Genomic DNA, 17,442 nt, shown 5'->3' on the forward strand with positions numbered 1-17,442 from the left:
AAGGCCGTACGGCTTCGCGCGACCCCCTACGACGTACGCCACCCGGCACACGCCGTACGCCACCTGGCACATGCCATACACCACACGACATACGACGCGGTCCGCCGGCCTCCCCGGGAGCCGGCGGACCGTATCGTGTCCGGATCGATCCCCGCGTCCCGCCGGCAAACCGACCGGTGCGCGGGGAACCGAGCGATCTCGGCCTATTGGCGTTCGTATGAATGCGCGCTATTGACAATCGCAAATGGAACGTACGGCCTGAGAATCATTGATCTCGGGCCGTACACGCTTTTCCGACATAAAGTAGTCGCAAACAACGGGCATTCGCGACATCTCCCACTATTGTTCTCGTGTGCCGAGACGCTTGGGTGATCTGGAAGACGCGGTCATGACGCGGGTCTGGGAGTGGAACCGCCCGGTAACCGTTCGAGAAGTCCTGGAAGACCTGCAGAAGGAACGGTCGATCGCCTACACGACGGTCATGACCGTATTGGACAACCTTCATCAGAAGGGATGGGTGCGCAGGGAAGCGGAAGGCCGCGCCTATAGATATGAGGCGGTCTCCACTCGGGCCGCCTACTCGGCCGCACTGATGAACGAAGCCTGGTCGGTCAGTGACAACCCCGCCGCCGCTCTCGTGGCCTTCTTCGGCATGATGTCGCCGGAACAACGGCATGCCCTACGGGACGCCGTCCGTATGGTCCAGGCGGACGAACCCGCACTTCCGGAAGAACCGACCCCACCCGGTCCGGAACAACCGGCAACAGTCACTCCGGAAGAACAGATCCCGCCTGCTCCGGAACAACCGGCCACATCCGAGCCGGGAGAACCGGTCGCATCCGGCCCCGAAGAACCGGCCGAACCCGCCAGCCGAGAAGAACCGGCCCCCAGCCGAGAAGAACCGGCCGAACGTCCCAGCCGAGAAGAACCGGCCGCCGCCCGATCGGAACCGGCCCGCGCCGCACAACGCCCCGAACCCGCACCGGGTTCCCCCGACCGGGGGCGATAGCGTCCCCGCATGCCGCTGCAATCAAATGGTTTCACCGTTCGCCGTGCCCGTACCGGCGACGTACCGGCCGTACGCCGCCTCATCGACGACTACTCACGGGACCGCATCCTGCTCGACAAAGCCACCGTCACCCTTTACGAGGACATCCAGGAGTTCTGGGTCGCCGAGCGGGACGAGGACGCCGAGGTCGTGGGATGCGGCGCGCTGCACGTCATGTGGGAAGACCTGGCGGAGGTCCGCACCCTGGCGGTGGACCGGCGGCTCAAGGGCACGGGGGTGGGCCATCAACTCCTGGACAAGCTGCTGCGCACGGCGAGCTGGCTGGGTGTACGGCGCATTTTCTGTCTCACCTTCGAAGTCGACTTCTTCGCCAAGCACGGGTTCGTGGAGATCGGGGAGACGCCCGTCGACGGCGATGTGTACAGCGAGCTGCTGCGTTCCTATGACGAGGGCGTTGCGGAGTTCCTGGGTCTCGAACGGGTGAAGCCCAACACCCTGGGCAACAGTCGCATGCTTCTGCACCTGTGATCAGCGTTCTATGTCCGAATCGCGCCCCTATCACATAGCTGTGGAACCGGGCGGTTCCCGGCCGTCGGGCAACTGAACCCTACCCAGGGGTTTGTGTTTTTCCCGGAAAGGCGGTTTGCTTTCCGTCGTAATCCGCATTCGATGAAAGGGAAACCGGTGGCACAGAAGGTTCAGGTTCTTCTTGTCGACGACCTCGACGGCGGCGAGGCCGATGAGACGGTGACGTTCGCTCTCGACGGCAAGTCCTACGAGATCGACCTCACCACCGCCAACGCCGAGAAGCTTCGCAGCGCGCTGGAGGACTTCGTGAAGGCGGGTCGTCGTACCGGTCGCGCGGCGGCCGGCCGCGGCAAGGCCCGTGCGGCTTCCGCCGGCAGCGGCAAGGACACCGCCGAGATCCGGAAGTGGGCCAAGGAGAACGGCTACACGGTCAACGACCGCGGCCGTGTTCCGGCCGACATCCGCGAGGCGTACGAGAAGGCCAACGGCTGATCGCCGTAACCGCGATCTGTTTCATTCCCCGCATTACGAGAACGCAGCAACCGGGCCCGGTGACATTCCGTCGCCGCAGCGCTGACGAGTCGCACGAGGTCGGGGGTGTGCCCCTTACATCCCGTAAGGGGACCCCCACCGAGGTCCCCGGGACCTGCCCCCATCCCCGTGACGGGCAGTGTCGCCTCGACCTCGCGATCCGGCTCGGGAGGCCGCACCCACCGAGCGGCCTCCCGCGAGCCCGGCCCGCACGGCCGTGCCGGCCCACAAGGCGGCGGGGCGGGCATCCGGTCGCCAGACCCCCGCGCCATCAGGTCGGGGGCGAGCGGACCCCATTCCAGCCATTCCAGGAGCCCGGGCAGCTCCTCGGCGCCACCGGCGGCCACGAGCAGCAGCATCGTGGCGCCGTCTCCGCGGCCGGCGGTCCCCGGCTCCCCGCCGCGCCCCTCGCGGCCCCTGGGAGCCCCGTGGACGAGCGCCACGGGCCCGGTCGCGGGCATACGCCCCAGTAGAGCCCACCCCGCGTCCGCGGGCAGCTCCAGCGCGTCGAAACGCACCCCCGTCAGTAGCTCCAGGGGTTCCGTAGGGGACGTGGGCCACCGCAGGTCGTCCTCGTACCACTGCCGGACGGAGCGCCGGCGGCCGGCGGCGTGCGGGACGCGGGGACGCGGGAGCGCGGTGGTCATGCCCGGTGCAACTGACCGCACCAGGGGAAGTTACGCTGGGTGGGATTCCGGGTACCTACCGTGGCCGAACGGGCGGCGCAAGGGCGTGTTCGAAGGCGCGCGGTTGTTCGCCCGTAGCGGAGGGAAGAGGGGCGCGCCGCATGGAGAGTCGGCGGTAACGGGTAAGACATCCCTAGTGGGGAGGGACGGTGCGCGTGTCAGTTCATGCTGCGTTCGCCACGGGCGTAGTGGCCGGGAGCGTATATGCCTGGCCTGCGGGAACATCGTCTCGCACCATCGGGTTGGAGCAGATGTCGGCTGTTCCGCACAAGATTTCCCCGTCGACGCGGGGGTGATCCGGGATGTCGGCAGTAGGAATGAGCTGTCCCGTCCCACGGGACTAGCATGCGGAAGGACAGGGAGGGGACCGACCCCTAACTGACTGACCGCTCTGAGGAGCGATTAACGATGTTCGAGAGGTTCACCGACCGCGCGCGGCGGGTTGTCGTCCTGGCTCAGGAAGAAGCCCGGATGCTCAACCACAACTACATCGGCACCGAGCACATTCTCCTGGGCCTGATCCACGAGGGTGAGGGTGTCGCCGCTAAGGCCCTGGAGAGCCTCGGGATTTCGCTCGAGGCGGTCCGCCAGCAGGTGGAGGAGATCATCGGCCAGGGGCAGCAGGCCCCGTCCGGCCACATTCCCTTCACCCCCCGTGCCAAGAAGGTCCTGGAGCTCTCGCTCCGCGAGGCCCTTCAGCTCGGCCACAACTACATCGGCACCGAGCACATCCTGCTCGGCCTGATCCGCGAGGGCGAGGGCGTCGCCGCCCAGGTCCTCGTGAAGCTGGGCGCCGACCTGAACCGGGTCCGCCAGCAGGTCATCCAGCTGCTCTCCGGCTACCAGGGCAAGGAGGCCGCCACCGCCGGCGGCCCGGCGGAGGGCACCCCCTCCACGTCCCTCGTGCTGGACCAGTTCGGCCGCAACCTCACCCAGGCGGCCCGCGAATCCAAGCTCGACCCGGTCATCGGGCGCGAGAAGGAGATCGAGCGGGTCATGCAGGTGCTGTCCCGCCGGACGAAGAACAACCCGGTCCTCATCGGCGAGCCCGGCGTCGGCAAGACGGCGGTCGTCGAGGGACTGGCCCAGGCCATCGTCAAGGGCGAGGTGCCCGAGACCCTCAAGGACAAGCACCTCTACACCCTGGACCTCGGCGCCCTGGTCGCCGGCTCCCGGTACCGCGGTGACTTCGAGGAGCGCCTGAAGAAGGTCCTCAAGGAGATCCGCACCCGCGGCGACATCATCCTGTTCATCGACGAGCTGCACACCCTGGTCGGCGCGGGCGCCGCCGAGGGCGCGATCGACGCGGCCTCCATCCTCAAGCCCATGCTGGCCCGAGGCGAGCTGCAGACCATCGGTGCCACGACGCTGGACGAGTACCGCAAGCACCTGGAGAAGGACGCGGCCCTGGAGCGCCGCTTCCAGCCCATCCAGGTCGCCGAGCCCTCGCTGCCGCACACCATCGAGATCCTCAAGGGTCTGCGCGACCGCTACGAGGCGCACCACCGGGTCTCCATCACCGACGAGGCGCTGGTCCAGGCCGCCCAGCTCGCCGACCGGTACATCTCCGACCGCTTCCTGCCGGACAAGGCGATCGACCTGATCGACGAGGCCGGTTCCCGGATGCGCATCCGCCGGATGACCGCGCCGCCGGACCTCCGCGAGTTCGACGAGAAGATCGCCGACGTGCGCCGGGAGAAGGAGTCCGCGATCGACTCGCAGGACTTCGAGATGGCCGCGGGCCTGCGCGACAAGGAGAAGCAGCTCCTGGCCGCGAAGGCGAAGCGGGAGAAGGAGTGGAAGGCCGGCGACATGGACGTCGTCGCCGAGGTCGACGGCGAGCTGATCGCCGAGGTCCTGGCCACGGCCACCGGCATCCCGGTCTTCAAGCTGACCGAGGAGGAGTCCTCGCGCCTGCTGCGCATGGAGGACGAGCTCCACAAGCGCGTCATCGGCCAGAAGGACGCCATCAAGGCGCTCTCCCAGGCCATCCGCCGCACCCGCGCCGGTCTGAAGGACCCCAAGCGCCCCGGTGGCTCGTTCATCTTCGCCGGCCCGTCCGGTGTCGGTAAGACCGAGCTGTCCAAGACGCTGGCGGAGTTCCTCTTCGGTGACGAGGACGCGCTGATCTCCCTCGACATGTCGGAGTTCAGCGAGAAGCACACGGTCTCCCGCCTCTTCGGTTCGCCCCCCGGCTACGTGGGTTACGAGGAGGGCGGCCAGCTCACCGAGAAGGTGCGCCGCAAGCCGTTCTCCGTCGTCCTCTTCGACGAGGTCGAGAAGGCCCACCCCGACATCTTCAACTCCCTGCTCCAGATCCTGGAGGACGGTCGCCTGACCGACTCCCAGGGCCGGGTCGTGGACTTCAAGAACACGGTCATCATCATGACGACCAACCTCGGGACCCGGGACATCTCCAAGGGCTTCAACCTGGGCTTCGCCGCCCAGGGCGACGTCAAGACCGGCTACGAGCGGATGAAGAACAAGGTCAACGAAGAGCTCAAGCAGCACTTCCGCCCCGAGTTCCTCAACCGTGTGGACGACACGGTCGTCTTCCACCAGCTGACCGAGGAAGACATCATCCAGATCGTCGACCTGATGATCGGCAAGGTGGACGAGCGCCTGAAGGACCGCGACATGGGCATCGAGCTCAGCGGTACCGCCAAGTCGCTGCTCGCCAAGCGCGGCTACGACCCGGTGCTCGGCGCCCGTCCGCTGCGCCGCACGATCCAGCGCGAGATCGAGGACGCCCTCTCGGAGAAGATCCTCTTCAACGAGCTGCGCCCCGGCCACATCGTGGTCGTCGACACGGAGGGCGAGGGCGAGTCCGCCAAGTTCACCTTCCGCGGCGAGGAGAAGTCGGCCCTGCCGGACGCTCCGCCGGTGGAGTCCGCCGCGGGTGGGTCTGCGCCGAACTTGAGCAAGGAGGCGTAAGAAGGTCCTTTTATAGGGCCTGAGGACGCTGGGGAACCGCCCCGGTGCCGCGTTAGCGGTGCTGGGGCGGTTTCGTTTGTTTGAGATGACGTTTACGGACGAGAGCGGAGCGGAGACGGGGGCGCAGGGCGATTTTTACGTTGGGGAGGGAGATGGGTGGGTCGGGCACGAGGTACGACAGATGGACCTTTCGAAGGTCGGTGAGGGCGGACAAGGGGCTGATATCGAGGGGGTTGATAGCCCTACCAAGGTCATCGCTGAGGTACAGCTCCCGTGCTTTGGGGAAAGCGCTGACGACTGATTGCAGTACGTCACCGATGAGACCGGTGTCTGTGGCTTTGAGGCCGAGCACATGGACCATGTGCACCTGTGGCATTTGGAGCCCGTACGGGATCGTGGGAACCGGGCAGTCGTCGGTGAGGCGGAAACCCAGGGAGTGGAGCCGGGGCAGGCTTGCGATTTCCCGCCATGTTGCCGCACCGAAACCCGTCGGGAGTTCGCCGATGAGCAGCCCTCGCAGAGTGGGCCATGCGGAGAGGCCCGGAAGTTCATCCTCTGCCGGCCCTCCGAATGACAAGTACTCCATGGGAGCCCGGGCAGGGAGCCGATGGAGGCTGGCGGCCGTAAGTCGGCTCTGGCCGAGAAACAACGTCTTCAGGGTGGACAGCTCCGACAGGCCACGGGGGAGGTCGTGGAGTTCCGACCCTCCGATAAACAGTGTCTGCAGAGGTATGTCCCCGAGGGGAGTGACGTCGTCGACTTTCGGACATCTCCAGAAGTTCGCTTCCTTGAGCTTCGGGAAGTCGCGGAGGAAGTCAAGACGATCGACTACCGGATTGTCTTCCAGGCGGAGGTTGCTCAGCTGGGCCGGATCGAGGTATTCGCGAAGTTCCTGGGCTGTGAAGGCACCATTGATCTCGGTCCATGTCTGCCTGCCGAGCGAGCGCAGAAGGGCCAGCTCTTCCAGGGAACGTACGCCGATGGGTCTGTCGGGGTCGTGGGGAAGGTGCCGGATGATTTCCTCGGCGTACGTCTCGGTGTCGAACCGGTGCCATGCCCTTGCCAGTACGGATTGCGCGCCTCGTGCGGAATGGTTGCGGAAGAGCTTGGCCTTTTCGAGCCCGGCGTCCGTGCCGATCAGGCAGATGGTGTTGACGGTGTGCTCGGCCTCGTCATCCATCAGGCCGTCCGGTCCGGGCAGCAGCTCCAGGACCAGCGGTCCCGCGTCAGCGAGAAGCTTCGCCTCTTCGTAGGAACGGGGCGGAAGAATCGCCCCGGCGCGGGATTCCACTTCTCCGCGTATCCGCGGATCGAGTTCCGTCGCGTGTTCCAGGCTGGCCATGGCCAGCAGGTGGACGCGCAGTCGGTCGGTGGTTTCTTCCAGCTTGTCGCCGTGGGTGAGCAGGGCTTCCAGGATCTCGGCGCGCTCTCGGGGACGGGAGTGGGCGATCGCCATGCGGATGACGTCTTCCCACTGGGTGTCCGTGGAATGGCGGACCAGCAGGCCGATGTCCCATTCATCGACCGCGGCTTTCGCTCCCAGGTAGTCCTGGAAGGTGCGGTGGACGAAGTCGACGGCGCCGGGGGTCGGTTCGCGGAGTAGGCCGCTGCGGGCGAGGAGATGGCGGAAGACCGCCTCCGCGTCGCCTTGGGCGGCGGCCGAGGGGACGGCGGGGAGGGCGTCGGCGATGATGCGGACCGCGCGTTCGCGGGCGAGTTCGGTACGGCCGTTGCGGATGAGCCAGTAGGCGAGGCGTTGGAGGAGCTGGATCTGAGGCTCGTCGCTCAGCTCGATGCCGTCCGGGCATGGCATGTCCCGCTCGCGGTCACGGCGGGAGAGCAGCATGGACAGGGCCGCGTCGTAGAGCTCCTTGCGGCCGTGGGGGAGGTAGCCGCGGCGGTCGCGGTGGAGGGCGCAGATCAGGCCGCACATCAGGGGGTTGGTGGCGAGCCGGCCGAGGTCCTGTTTGGTGCGGATGGCGGTGAGGAGCGTCTGCTCGTAGGCGTCGAGGCGGTCGGTGTCCTCGGGGGTGTCGGCGCGGGCGGCCGTGTGCCAGCGGTGGACGAAGGCGGCCACGTCCTTGTGGCTCATGGAGGAGAGGGTCAGCTCGCGGAAGTCGTCCGTGGCGAGCCAGTCCTCGCGGACGGCGGAGGGGCGCGAGGTCACCATCCACAGGTTGTGGGGAAAAGCGTCCAGGAGGTCCCGGAGCCAGCGGCGGGTCTGTTCGCGTTCGCGTTCGGGAATTTCGTCCAGGCCGTCGATCAGGAGCAGCCCGCGTCCGGAGGTGAGCGTGCGCTCGGCCCAGCCGTGCGGCTGGGCGCCGGCGAGCGGGCAGCCGACGGTGGTGAGGAAGCGGTCGGGCGTGGGGAGGGCGGCGCCGGATCGGGTGAGGGTGCGCAGGGGGAGGACGAAGGGGATGCGGCCGTACAGGTGGGGGAGGGGAGTTTCGGCGGCGGGGCGGGTGCAGGAGACCGCCATCCACTGGACGAGCGTGCTCTTGCCGGAGCCCGCCACCCCGCGCAGCAGGACGCGTTCCTCGCCGGCCAGCGCTTGGTCCGCCGGAAGGGGTGCCCCGGACAGGGGTGTGGTGAACGGTCCCATGGGGTCGGCGAAGGGCTCTGCTTCGGGCGGGCGCCGGGTGGTCGCCTCCAGGCTCATGTACGCGGCGTCGAGCGGCCAGCGGTCCGGGGAGTTGCCGAGGTCGATGCCGTAGATGGTCAGGCGGTTGTGCTTGCGGGCGATGTAGCGGAGGTAGTCGCGTTCGAAGGCGGTGTCGGCGGCGAGGGGGGAGGGGTGCCGTTCGATGAAGGTGTCGATGCGGGTGATCAGTTGGTTCAGGTCGTGGCTCTGCTGAACGAGGGTGCGGTCGACGAAGGTGGAGCGCTGGGTGAAGAAGTGGACGATGTGGAGGCAGGCGAGGTGCAGTAACTCGTCGTGGAGGGCGAGGCTGTCGGTGGACAGGCCGCTGGTGGTCAGCGGATGGGTCTCGCGGAGGCGGGCGGCCAGCGTGGGGGCGCCGAGTTGGACGGCCTGGAGGTCGTCCATGTCGAGATCGCCGAGGCCGTGCAGGGTGCGGGCCAGGGCCTCGGCGATGGCCGTCTCCTCGTCGGCGGGGACGGGGCGCTCGCCGGGGGCGCCGGTGCGGACGGCGCGGGCCACCAGTTCTGCGGCGAGCTTGTGGACGTCCTTCTCGGTGAGGGTGCGCTTCTCGCCCTTGAAGGAGAGCAGGCCGGAGATCCGTACGGGCTTGTCGACCAGCCCGGCGCCCGGGCCGTCCTTGACGAACAGTTTCCTGACGAGGGGGCCGGCCACGGTTGAGGCGAGGCGGATGCCCGGGTCGTGGGTTCCATGGTGGCCGGCTCCTCGGTGCTCAGACGCGGGGTGAGTGGGCGGTGTCGTTCTTGAGCGTGAGGATAAGGGCGCGGAGGGCGGTGGGGGTGGTGGTGAGTATGTGGTTTGGGTGGTCGCTTTCGCGGAGGTGGAGGACGGGGTAATTGGCGGCGATTTCTACGCAGTTGGCGCCGGCACCGTCACTGTAGGTGGATTTCTGCCAGACGAGGTGGGCCATGGTGCCCCCTTCAGTAGGTGTACGCGATGTGTTGGATCAGTCCCCACGAGTCGCGCTTCTCGTGCGGGTCCGGCGAGCCGTCGGAGGACACCGGGGGAAGAGCGCTGTGCTGAAGGCCTTCGAACGTCTCGGTGTAGCGCCTGAGGGATTCATCGTCGTCAAGGCGGAGCGGTTCCGCAGGGTGTTCCAGGATGACTGTTCCCAGTTGCGGCACGCTCGGCTCCGCGATGAGGAAGGGCGTTCCGAACCAGGCACGGGCTCCGGTCTCGAAGGGAAGCAACTGAATGCGCGTACCTGGGCGCTGCGCCGCGCGGACCAGGTGGACGAGTTGTTCACGCATGACGGCGGGGCCGCCCACAGCGATGCGCAGTGCCGCTTCGTGAATGACCGCGTGCAGGGTGACGTTGCTGTCAGGGGCGAGGATCCGCTGCCTGTCCAGCCGGAAGCGGACGGCCGTCTCGATCTCGTACTTCGGCGCGCCGATCCGGGAGCTGCGGAAAAGGGCCCGCATGTACGACTCGGTTTGGAGCAGGCCGGGGATCAGTAGCGTCTCGTGGCTCCGGATGTGTGTTGCCCGGGCTTCCAGTTCGGCGAGATCGAGCATGATCTGCGGGACCTGGCGGCGGTAGTGGCTCCACCACCCCTTCCCATCGCTCTCCGACATGCTGACGAGTTCCGCGATGAGAGGTTCATTCGTGCATCCGTACGCCTTGGCCAGTTCGCGGAGGCGTTCCGGGGGGACGGCGGTGCGGCCGGCCTCGATGTGGCTGATGTGGGGGCGGCCCATGCCGACGAGGTCGGCGGCCTGGAGGATGGACAGGCCGGCCCGTTCTCGCATTTTGCGGACTTCGGTGCCCAGTCGGCGCTGGCGTTCGGTGATGAGGGTGCGCAGGGCCAAGGTGTCGTCCTCCTTGGGGAGCCGGTGGCGGGGTGCTCGTTCCGGGCGGCGTGGGCCGGTGCTGGCGAAAAGAGCGTTCTGGTTGCATGAGTGCTGAACGCGCCACTACGGTGTGTGGCGCCTCGTTCACGTTATGGGATGGGCGTGCCGCGTGTTGTCCCTTTGCCTGAACACGTACGAGTCGCCCGAGCGCGTACGAGTCGCCTGAGCGCGTACGAGTTGCCTGGACGCGTACGAGGCGGGAATCCCCACGACTGTTCCAACGCCTTGGAGGCGTCTGATGGGAACACGTACGGAAGCGCACGTACCAGGTGGGCGGCAGGGGCAGTACACGCTCTTCGCGCCCAATTCACCGCTCTCTCCCAAGGTCTGCCGCGACTTCGTCAGTGGCGTCCTGACCGAGCACGCGCTCGCGCACCTCGTCGACGCGGCGGCGCTCTGCACCTCCGAGCTCGTCACCAATGTCCATGTGCACACCGAGAGCCAGGTGCACCTGCGGCTGGCCATCGAGGCGGCGCGGGTGCGGGTCGCCGTCTACGACCGCAGTCCCGTGCTTCCGGACGTGCGGCGGGCGGGGGACGGGGACACGGGCGGCCGGGGGCTGTTCCTGGTGGCGGCCTTGGCGGATGTCTGCGGGACGACGGGGGACGGGCGGCGGTCGGAGGGGGATTGGGAGTGGGAGGGGAAAGGGGTGTGGTTCGAGCTGAATGTGTGAGGGGGGTGGCTGACGGGGTGGGTGGTCGTGGGTGTGGTGAGGGTGGGTGGCGCCGTGGGTGAGGTGAAGAGTCCTCGTTGTGCGCTTCGGGGGATTCCTCCGGTGCGTGCCGCATGTCGCCTGTACACGCCGTGACGGGCCCGGAAGAGTCCGGAACGACCGGTCGGAAAACAGGTGAAAAGGGTGATCGAGGATGACTCACCAGGCCGCCGAGGGATGGGGCGAGGGGTTTCTCGCCGGGTTGCTGCAGGAGGTCTTCGGCATCGCTTCGGAGCAGCTCAGGGATGACGCCACCTTCGAGGAACTGGAGCTGGACTCGTTCGCCCTGCTGGAGCTGTTGCTGATCGTCGAGAACCGGGCCGGGGTCGAGATCGAGGACGGGATGCTGGATATTTCGCCGGCGAGCACGTTGGGGGAGGCGTCGCGGGGGTTGGCGTCGGCGGTTCGGGCCGCGGTAGCGGGTGAGGGGGCGGGGGCCGAGGCGCTTCCGTAGGGTGCCGCGGCTTTTTTGGCTGTGTGCCGGGATCTCTTTCCGGCTTGCGCGCCGGGGCCTCTCGGGCCGTGCCGGCCCGCTCCCAGGTCTCGTGGGCGGTGGGCTCGTGGGCGTGTGGCGGGTGGTTTTGGGTGCCGGTGAACGCCGGGGGCGTTGTCCTCAATCGCCGGACGGGCTTGATTTGGCGGGGCGCCGCCCGTCAGTCGGGCCGAGGGGTGGGGGTTGATGTGGCGGGCCCCCGCCCGTCAGTCGGGCTGGGGGGCGGGCTTGATTGAGCGGGGCGCGCCCGTCAGTCGGGCTGGGGGACGGGTTCGATAGGGCGGGCCGCCGCCTGTCAGCCGGGCCGGGGGGCGGGGGGTTGATGTGGCGGGTCCCGCCCGTCAGGCAGGGGGTTGATCACGCCCTGGCGCTACTTATGAAGAGGGCCAGGCCAGGGAAAGCCCGCCCCTCTCCCCGTAAACGATCTCGTTTTTGGTGACATGCGGCACAGGTGAAATCCGGACTACGACGGGGGATAGGACGGGGTTGGTGGGCGGCAGTTTGGGTGGGGATGGGGGTGGGTGGCGGTGGGGGTTTATTTCCAGGGTGATCGATACGGTGGGGGGTAGTAGGTAGGCCTCTTGGCGGGGGTGGGAGCCGCCGCCTATCAAGGTATGGCGATCCCGGTTCGCAACCCGGGACCCATTCCTTTCTGGAGGTCTTTCCCCGTATGTCGAAGCACGCCATTTTCCGCTCCGCCAAGTCGTCCGCCGTGCGTACCCGTGCCGCCGTTCTGGTGGCCGGTGTGGGAGTTACCGCCGCGATGGGCGCCGGAGTGGCCACGGCTGCGGAGAGCAATTCCGGTGGTATCGCGCTGAGCGGTCTGTCGGCCTCGATAACCGACACGATCAACGCGCAGGCCGACGCCCAGAGCAAGGCCGCCGGCGACGCGAAGAAGGCGCAGCAGGACGCCAAGCAGGCGGCGGAGAAGAAGGCCGCCTCCTGGGTGAAGCCGGTGGACTCCTACGTCATGGGCGCGAAGTTCGGCCGGGCCGGTACCCACTGGGCGCACAACCACAGTGGTCAGGACTTCGTGGTGCCGACCGGTACGGCGGTCAAGGCCGTCCATCAGGGCACGGTGATCAAGGCCGGTCCGAACGGTGGCGGTGACGGTCCGGCGTACGGCAACGCCATCGTGATCGAGCACAACGGCCACACCTACACGCAGTACGCGCACCTGTCGCGGATCGAGGTCCGGGTGGGCCAGAAGGTCGCGACCGGCCAGGAGATAGCCAAGTCCGGCAGCACCGGTAACTCGACCGGCCCCCACCTGCACTTCGAGGTGCGGACCGGCCCGAACTACGGCTCGGGCATCGAGCCGACCGGGTTCCTGAAGCGTCATGACGACGCGGTGTGAGCCGGACCACCGAAACGCGCGGCCGGTCGGCCGGGTGATATGACGCCGATTTCCTCGCCGCCCCGCTCGCCGGGGCGGGGGAAATCGACGGGGCCGAAGGGATTCCGTTCCCGGGGCCCGGAGTGCGGTACTCAACCGAATAGCTGCGGATTCCCGTGAGTGAAATGCCGATGGCTTTCGGTAATTGAGTGGCGGGGAGCCGGGGAATCGATGAGCGCGCCGTACCGAATCAAGAGGATTCGGTTCGGCGCGTTTCGTCGTCGGTCGGGTGGTTGGCCGCGGTGACCAATTCCGTGGCGACTTCGAGGAGGGCTTTGCGCTTCTCGTCGGGGTCGCCCTCCATGTGCTGCATCGCGAAGGTGCCGGCGTGCAGGGAGAAGATCGCGGTCAGGCAGCGGACCTGGTCGACCATCTCGGAGTCGGGCTCCCGGAGCAGGTCGAAGAGCGTCATCATGCGCTGCTTGAAGGTCTCGCCGATGCTGAGGTCGCGGACGGTGGCCTGGTTCTCCTGCATGAAGCGGAAGAGGGGGGCGGCGCCGCTCAGTGCCCCGGCGTAGCGGCGGATGATCTCCTGCTTGACCTCCAGGGTGCGGGGCTGCTGCCGGGCCCACGCGATCAGTTCGTCGCAGGGCCGGGCGAGGTCCTGGAAGAGGCTGATGACGATGTCCTCTTTGGTCTTGAAGTGGTAGTACAGCGCCGCCTTGGTGACCTGGAGCTGTTCCGCGATCTCGCGGAGCGAGGTCTTCTCGTAGCCGTGTTGCGAGAAGAGCTCCAGAGCGACGTCCTGGATGCGCTGACGGGTGTTGCCCCTGCGCGCCTGCGGTGTGCCCATGGTGCTCTCCTGCGTTGTCGGTCCTGGTCAGGGCGTTTGCCAAATAACTTACTTGACGCCCGGCTAGTTGGCCTCTACCTTCTGCACGGTACAGAACTAGCCGGGCGGCAAGTAAGTAGGAGTGGACGGGATGTCGCAACAGCAAGCGACCCCTGTGGGGGACATATCAGGACCAGCCAAGGACGGGGGAAGCGGAGCGGCGGACGCCGCGGCACGGGCCGCCAAGGCCGGGGCCGGCGAGAAGCAGCCCGCGAGCGTGCGCGTGGTCCTGTTCGCGCTCATGATCGCGATGCTGCTCGCGATGCTGGACAACATGATCGTGGGTACGGCGATGCCGACGATCGTGGGCGAGCTGGGCGGGCTGGACCACCTGTCCTGGGTCGTCACCGCGTACACGCTCGCCACCGCCGCCTCCACGCCGATCTGGGGCAAGCTCGGTGACCTCTATGGGCGCAAGGGCATCTTCCTGACGTCCATCGTGATCTTCCTGATCGGCTCGGCGCTGTCCGGCATGGCGCAGGACATGGGGCAGCTCATCGGCTTCCGCGTGGTCCAGGGGCTGGGCGCGGGCGGTCTGATGGTCGGCGTCATGGCGATCATCGGTGACCTGATCCCGCCGCGGGAGCGCGGCAAGTACCAGGGCATGATGGCCGGCGTCATGGCCGTCGCGATGATCGGCGGTCCGCTCGTCGGCGGCACCATCACCGACCACCTCGGCTGGCGGTGGAGCTTCTACATCAACCTGCCGCTGGGCGCGGTCGCCCTCTTCATGATCACCGCGGTGCTGCACCTGCCGAAGAAGCGCTCGCAGGCGCGGATCGACTACGTGGGCGCCATCCTGCTGACCGTCGGGATCACCGCGCTCGTCCTGATCACCACCTGGGGCGGGACCGAGTACGACTGGCTGTCCGGGCAGATCATCGGGCTCGGCGCGGTCGGCGTCGCGGCCATCGCGGGGTTCGTCCTGGTGGAGCGGAAGGTCGCGGAGCCGGTGCTGCCGCTGCACATCTTCGGCAACCGCAACTTCTCGCTGATCACCGTCATCGGCTTCCTCGTCGGCTTCGTGATGTTCGGGTCGATGACCTTCCTGCCGCTGTTCCAGCAGATCGTGCAGGGCGCCTCGGCCACCAACTCCGGCCTGCTCCTGCTGCCGCTGCTGCTGGGCATGATGGCCGTCTCGCTGGTCGCGGGCCGGATCACCACGAGCACCGGCAAGTACAAGGCGTTCGTCGTGATCGGCGGCGGGCTGCTGGTGGTCGGCCTGGCGCTGCTGTCCCTGATGGACGTCGGCACCACGCGGTTCGTCTCCAGTGTCTACATGGTGGTGCTGGGCGCCGGTATGGGCTTCCTGATGCAGACGACCATGCTGATCGCGCAGAACAGCGTCGAGATGAAGGACATGGGCGTCGGCTCGTCCTCCGCGACCCTCTTCCGGACGATCGGCGGCTCCTTCGGCGTCGCGATCTTCGGCGCGATCTTCACCAACCACGTGCAGAGCGCGATGACCGAGCGGATGGGCAAGGCGGGTGCCGCGATGCCGACCGCCCAGATGGACCCGAAGGGCCTGGAGAAGCTGCCGGCGGCGATGAAGGACGCGTACATGCACGCGGTCGCCGGCGGTACGCACCAGGTCTTCGTGTGGGGCGCGCTGATCAGCGTCATCGGCTTCGCGACGGCGTGGTTCCTCAAGGAGGTGCCGCTGCGCGGCGGCCCGGCCCCGAAGCCGGTCGCAGAGTAGTAACCCCAGGGGCAAAGCCCCACACCTCCGTACGGCCCCGGCCCTCCCGCCGGGGCCGTCGGCGTTGTCGCGGGGTGCTGCTCGTCCCTCGTACGGGGACACGTACGCGTACGAGGCCCCCGCCCGGGACACCCCACCTCCCGGCGCCGTCCGGCGGAAGGGCCGGGCGGGCCCGCGCGCACCGGGAGCAGACAGCATGATCAAGGGATTGGCCATCGCCACCATCTGGGTCCTGGACCCCGACCGGGCGAAGGAGTTCTACACGGACAAGCTCGGCCTTGAGGCCCGTACCGACATGCGGATGGGCGGCGAGGACGGCATGCGCTGGCTGACGGTCGGCGCCGCCGGGCAGCCGGACGTGGAGATGGCGCTGATGGTGCCCGGGCCGCCGGGGATGGGCCCGGAGGAGGCCGAGGCGATGAAGCGGATGGTGGCCAAGGGGACGTTCGGGGCCGGCGCGTTCCATACGGACGACGTGTACGCCGACTACCGGATGCTCACGGCGCGCGGCGTGGAGTTCGTCCAGGAACCGCAGGAACGCCCCTACGGGACGGAGGCGATCATCCGGGACGACTCGGGGAACTGGATCTCGCTGACGCAGCCGACGCAGGAGCTGGACATGAGCAAGGACTGGGGGTAGCGGCGCGGGGCGCGTGGTGCATGCCTCGCGTCGGAAGCGCACGGCCCGCGTAGGCGGCGCAGGGCCCGTGTACGAAGCGCACGGCCCGCAGAGTAGGCGCACGGCCCGCGTACGAAGCGCACGGCCCGCGGAGGAGGCGCCTGCCGTCCGCCCCGCGCCCCTCAGCCCTTGGGCCCCTCCCCCTGCCGCAGATTCAGCACCGGAAAGCTGCCCGTGTCCGTCGGAGCGTTCTCCGGGAGCCACAGGACGGAGACGGCGCCGGTGCTGCCATCCGTCAGCTCGTCCGCGTTGCGGAAGGTGAGGCGGGCGCCCAGGACGCGGGCCTGGCCGACGGCGATGGTCAGGCCGAGGCCGTGGCCGCGTCCGGCGCGGTCGCTGCTGCCGGTGCGGAAGCGGCTGGGTCCCTCGCGCAGCAGCGCCTCGGGGAAGCCCGGCCCGTGGTCGCGCACCCGGATGACCCGGCCCTCCACCGTCACCTGAATGGGTGGTTTGCCGTGCCGGGCGGCGTTGGCGATGAGGTTGCCGAGGATGCGTTCCAGGCGGCGCGGGTCCGTGCTGACCTCGGCGTCCCGCAGGACGGTGAGCTCTATGCCCGGGTCGAGCGCCTTGACCCGGCGGGTGACGAAGTCGCCCAGGGCCACGTCCTGGAGCTCGGCGCGCTCGGCGTACCCGTCCAGGCGGGCCACCTCCAGCACGTCCTCCACGAGCGTGCGCAGCGCCTGCGCGCGGTCCCGGACGAGTTCGGTGGGGCGGCCGGGCGGCAGCAGCTCGGCGGCGGTGAGCAGGCCGGTGACGGGCGTGCGCAGCTCGTGGGCGATGTCGGCGGTCACGCGGCGTTCCGCCTCGATGCGCCGCTGGAGGGCGTCGGACATGGCGTCCACGGCCCAGGCCAGGTCGTCGGTCTCGTCCCGGACCCGGCCGCCGACCTCGTCGCGGATGCGGACCGAGGTGTCGCCGTCGGCGAGCCGCCCGGCCGCCGCCGCGGCCTTGCGCAGCCGCTTGGAGAGCCGCCCGCCGATCAGCACGCCCAGCGCGCACCCGGCCAGGACGACGGAGGTGGAGCCGATGACCACGGCCTGGTCGAGGTCGTCCAGGACGGCGAACCGGTCGGCGAAACGATCGTGCATGGACAGCACCCGCCCGTTGCTGAGCGGCGCCGCGGCCCACACCTCGGGGACGGTGTCCCCGGTGTCCTGGAGGTAGGTGGCGCGCTTGTTCTTGGCGACCTCGTCGCGCAGCGGCGCGGGCAGCGCGGGGTCGTCGAGCTTGGCGCCGAAGGGGAGCCGGTTGGTGGTCTCGTAGATCCGCTGGGTGTAGTTCAGGCGCTCGGTCTGCACGTCGCGGCTGTTGTCAAGCATGGAGACGCGCGCCGCGTTGTGCACGACCAGGCTCACCGCGATGGCGACGAGCGCCCCCACGAGCGCGATCGCGGCGCTGAGCTTCCACCTCAGCCCCGTACGGATGACCACCGCG

General features: G+C 68.3%; 15 protein-coding genes. 9 read left to right on the plus strand and 6 right to left on the minus strand.

Translation table 11 applies throughout. The annotated features are described in order from the left end of the window. Positions 1–352 precede the first annotated feature (352 nt). From ABZX96_RS26125 to ABZX96_RS26135, 3 genes are all read left to right on the plus strand, one after another. Complete coding sequence (locus ABZX96_RS26125) at positions 353–1,009, plus strand: BlaI/MecI/CopY family transcriptional regulator (protein ID WP_355549063.1); 657 nt, start codon at positions 353–355, stop codon at positions 1,007–1,009. A 9-nt stretch (positions 1,010–1,018) separates the two neighbouring features. Beyond that, a complete protein-coding gene (locus ABZX96_RS26130; RefSeq protein WP_355549065.1) occupies positions 1,019–1,537 on the plus strand; it encodes an amino-acid N-acetyltransferase in 519 nt (172 codons plus the stop codon). 156 nt (positions 1,538–1,693) lie between these two features. Beyond that, the gene (locus ABZX96_RS26135) at positions 1,694–2,029 is read left to right on the plus strand and encodes an Lsr2 family protein (protein ID WP_355549131.1); all 336 of its coding nucleotides are present in this window, start codon (positions 1,694–1,696) and stop codon (positions 2,027–2,029) included. Here ABZX96_RS26135 and ABZX96_RS26140 read toward each other — a convergent pair. Further along, the gene (locus tag ABZX96_RS26140; RefSeq protein WP_355549067.1) at positions 1,960–2,715 is read right to left on the minus strand and encodes an SCO3374 family protein; all 756 of its coding nucleotides are present in this window, start codon (positions 2,713–2,715) and stop codon (positions 1,960–1,962) included. The two genes, ABZX96_RS26135 and ABZX96_RS26140, sit on opposite strands and share 70 nt — an antisense overlap. Before the next feature lie 447 nt (positions 2,716–3,162). Here ABZX96_RS26140 and ABZX96_RS26145 point away from each other — a divergent pair, with 447 nt between their 5' ends. After that, complete coding sequence (locus ABZX96_RS26145) at positions 3,163–5,688, plus strand: ATP-dependent Clp protease ATP-binding subunit (RefSeq protein ID WP_355549069.1); 2,526 nt, start codon at positions 3,163–3,165, stop codon at positions 5,686–5,688. Between the two features lie 52 nt (positions 5,689–5,740). Here the strand turns inward: ABZX96_RS26145 and ABZX96_RS26150 are convergent, their stop codons facing one another. Genes ABZX96_RS26150 through ABZX96_RS26160 form a run of 3 tightly spaced genes read right to left on the minus strand, consistent with a single transcriptional unit; the run spans position 5,741 to position 10,155 of the window. Next, entirely contained in the window at positions 5,741–9,001 is a 3,261-nt protein-coding gene (locus ABZX96_RS26150; RefSeq protein WP_355549071.1) for an NACHT domain-containing protein, read from the minus strand. A 58-nt stretch (positions 9,002–9,059) separates the two neighbouring features. Beyond that, entirely contained in the window at positions 9,060–9,257 is a 198-nt protein-coding gene (locus ABZX96_RS26155) for a DUF397 domain-containing protein (RefSeq protein WP_355549073.1), read from the minus strand. Positions 9,258–9,267: 10 nt separating this feature from the next. Next, positions 9,268–10,155, minus strand: a complete 888-nt coding sequence (locus ABZX96_RS26160; RefSeq protein WP_355549074.1) for a helix-turn-helix transcriptional regulator — start codon at positions 10,153–10,155, stop codon at positions 9,268–9,270. 280 nt (positions 10,156–10,435) lie between these two features. Here ABZX96_RS26160 and ABZX96_RS26165 point away from each other — a divergent pair, with 280 nt between their 5' ends. The 3 genes from ABZX96_RS26165 (at position 10,436) to ABZX96_RS26175 (ending at position 12,759) form a co-directional block, all read left to right on the plus strand. Next, positions 10,436–10,870, plus strand: a complete 435-nt coding sequence (locus ABZX96_RS26165) for an ATP-binding protein (RefSeq protein WP_355549076.1) — start codon at positions 10,436–10,438, stop codon at positions 10,868–10,870. Positions 10,871–11,063: 193 nt separating this feature from the next. Beyond that, on the plus strand, positions 11,064–11,363 hold the full coding sequence (locus tag ABZX96_RS26170) for an acyl carrier protein (RefSeq protein ID WP_355549078.1): 300 nt from the start codon (positions 11,064–11,066) through the stop codon (positions 11,361–11,363). A gap of 709 nt (positions 11,364–12,072) precedes the next feature. Beyond that, the gene (locus ABZX96_RS26175; protein WP_355549080.1) at positions 12,073–12,759 is read left to right on the plus strand and encodes a M23 family metallopeptidase; all 687 of its coding nucleotides are present in this window, start codon (positions 12,073–12,075) and stop codon (positions 12,757–12,759) included. 229 nt (positions 12,760–12,988) lie between these two features. On the opposite strand, the gene ABZX96_RS26180 is transcribed toward ABZX96_RS26175, so the two are convergent. Continuing rightward, on the minus strand, positions 12,989–13,591 hold the full coding sequence (locus ABZX96_RS26180) for a helix-turn-helix domain-containing protein (protein ID WP_355549082.1): 603 nt from the start codon (positions 13,589–13,591) through the stop codon (positions 12,989–12,991). A gap of 130 nt (positions 13,592–13,721) precedes the next feature. Here ABZX96_RS26180 and ABZX96_RS26185 point away from each other — a divergent pair, with 130 nt between their 5' ends. Together ABZX96_RS26185 and ABZX96_RS26190 are read left to right on the plus strand one after the other, a co-directional pair. After that, a complete protein-coding gene (locus ABZX96_RS26185; RefSeq protein ID WP_355549084.1) occupies positions 13,722–15,329 on the plus strand; it encodes an MDR family MFS transporter in 1,608 nt (535 codons plus the stop codon). A gap of 196 nt (positions 15,330–15,525) precedes the next feature. Next, positions 15,526–15,969, plus strand: coding sequence for a VOC family protein (locus ABZX96_RS26190; protein ID WP_355549086.1), 444 nt, complete (start codon positions 15,526–15,528; stop codon positions 15,967–15,969). A 161-nt stretch (positions 15,970–16,130) separates the two neighbouring features. Here ABZX96_RS26190 and cseC read toward each other — a convergent pair whose 3' ends face one another. Further along, the gene (gene cseC / locus ABZX96_RS26195; RefSeq protein ID WP_355549088.1) at positions 16,131–17,438 is read right to left on the minus strand and encodes a two-component system sensor histidine kinase CseC; all 1,308 of its coding nucleotides are present in this window, start codon (positions 17,436–17,438) and stop codon (positions 16,131–16,133) included. Between the last annotated feature and the right edge of the window lie 4 nt (positions 17,439–17,442).

Source organism: Streptomyces sp. NPDC003077, assembly GCF_040611095.1.
In the GTDB taxonomy this organism is placed as follows: Bacteria; Actinomycetota; Actinomycetes; order Streptomycetales; family Streptomycetaceae; genus Streptomyces.

Excerpts from the sequence above, each read along its gene's own strand:
- ABZX96_RS26180 (WP_355549082.1), bottom strand. The coding sequence starts at position 13,591 with ATGGGCACACCGCAGGCGCGCAGGGGCAACACCCGTCAGCGCATCCAG.
- ABZX96_RS26185 (WP_355549084.1), top strand. The coding sequence starts at position 13,722 with ATGTCGCAACAGCAAGCGACCCCTGTGGGGGACATATCAGGACCAGCC.
- ABZX96_RS26155 (WP_355549073.1), bottom strand. The coding sequence starts at position 9,257 with ATGGCCCACCTCGTCTGGCAGAAATCCACCTACAGTGACGGTGCCGGC.
- ABZX96_RS26140 (WP_355549067.1), bottom strand. The coding sequence starts at position 2,715 with ATGACCACCGCGCTCCCGCGTCCCCGCGTCCCGCACGCCGCCGGCCGC.
- ABZX96_RS26190 (WP_355549086.1), top strand. The coding sequence starts at position 15,526 with ATGATCAAGGGATTGGCCATCGCCACCATCTGGGTCCTGGACCCCGAC.
- ABZX96_RS26130 (WP_355549065.1), top strand. The coding sequence starts at position 1,019 with ATGCCGCTGCAATCAAATGGTTTCACCGTTCGCCGTGCCCGTACCGGC.
- ABZX96_RS26165 (WP_355549076.1), top strand. The coding sequence starts at position 10,436 with ATGGGAACACGTACGGAAGCGCACGTACCAGGTGGGCGGCAGGGGCAG.
- ABZX96_RS26175 (WP_355549080.1), top strand. The coding sequence starts at position 12,073 with ATGTCGAAGCACGCCATTTTCCGCTCCGCCAAGTCGTCCGCCGTGCGT.
- ABZX96_RS26145 (WP_355549069.1), top strand. The coding sequence starts at position 3,163 with ATGTTCGAGAGGTTCACCGACCGCGCGCGGCGGGTTGTCGTCCTGGCT.
- ABZX96_RS26170 (WP_355549078.1), top strand. The coding sequence starts at position 11,064 with ATGACTCACCAGGCCGCCGAGGGATGGGGCGAGGGGTTTCTCGCCGGG.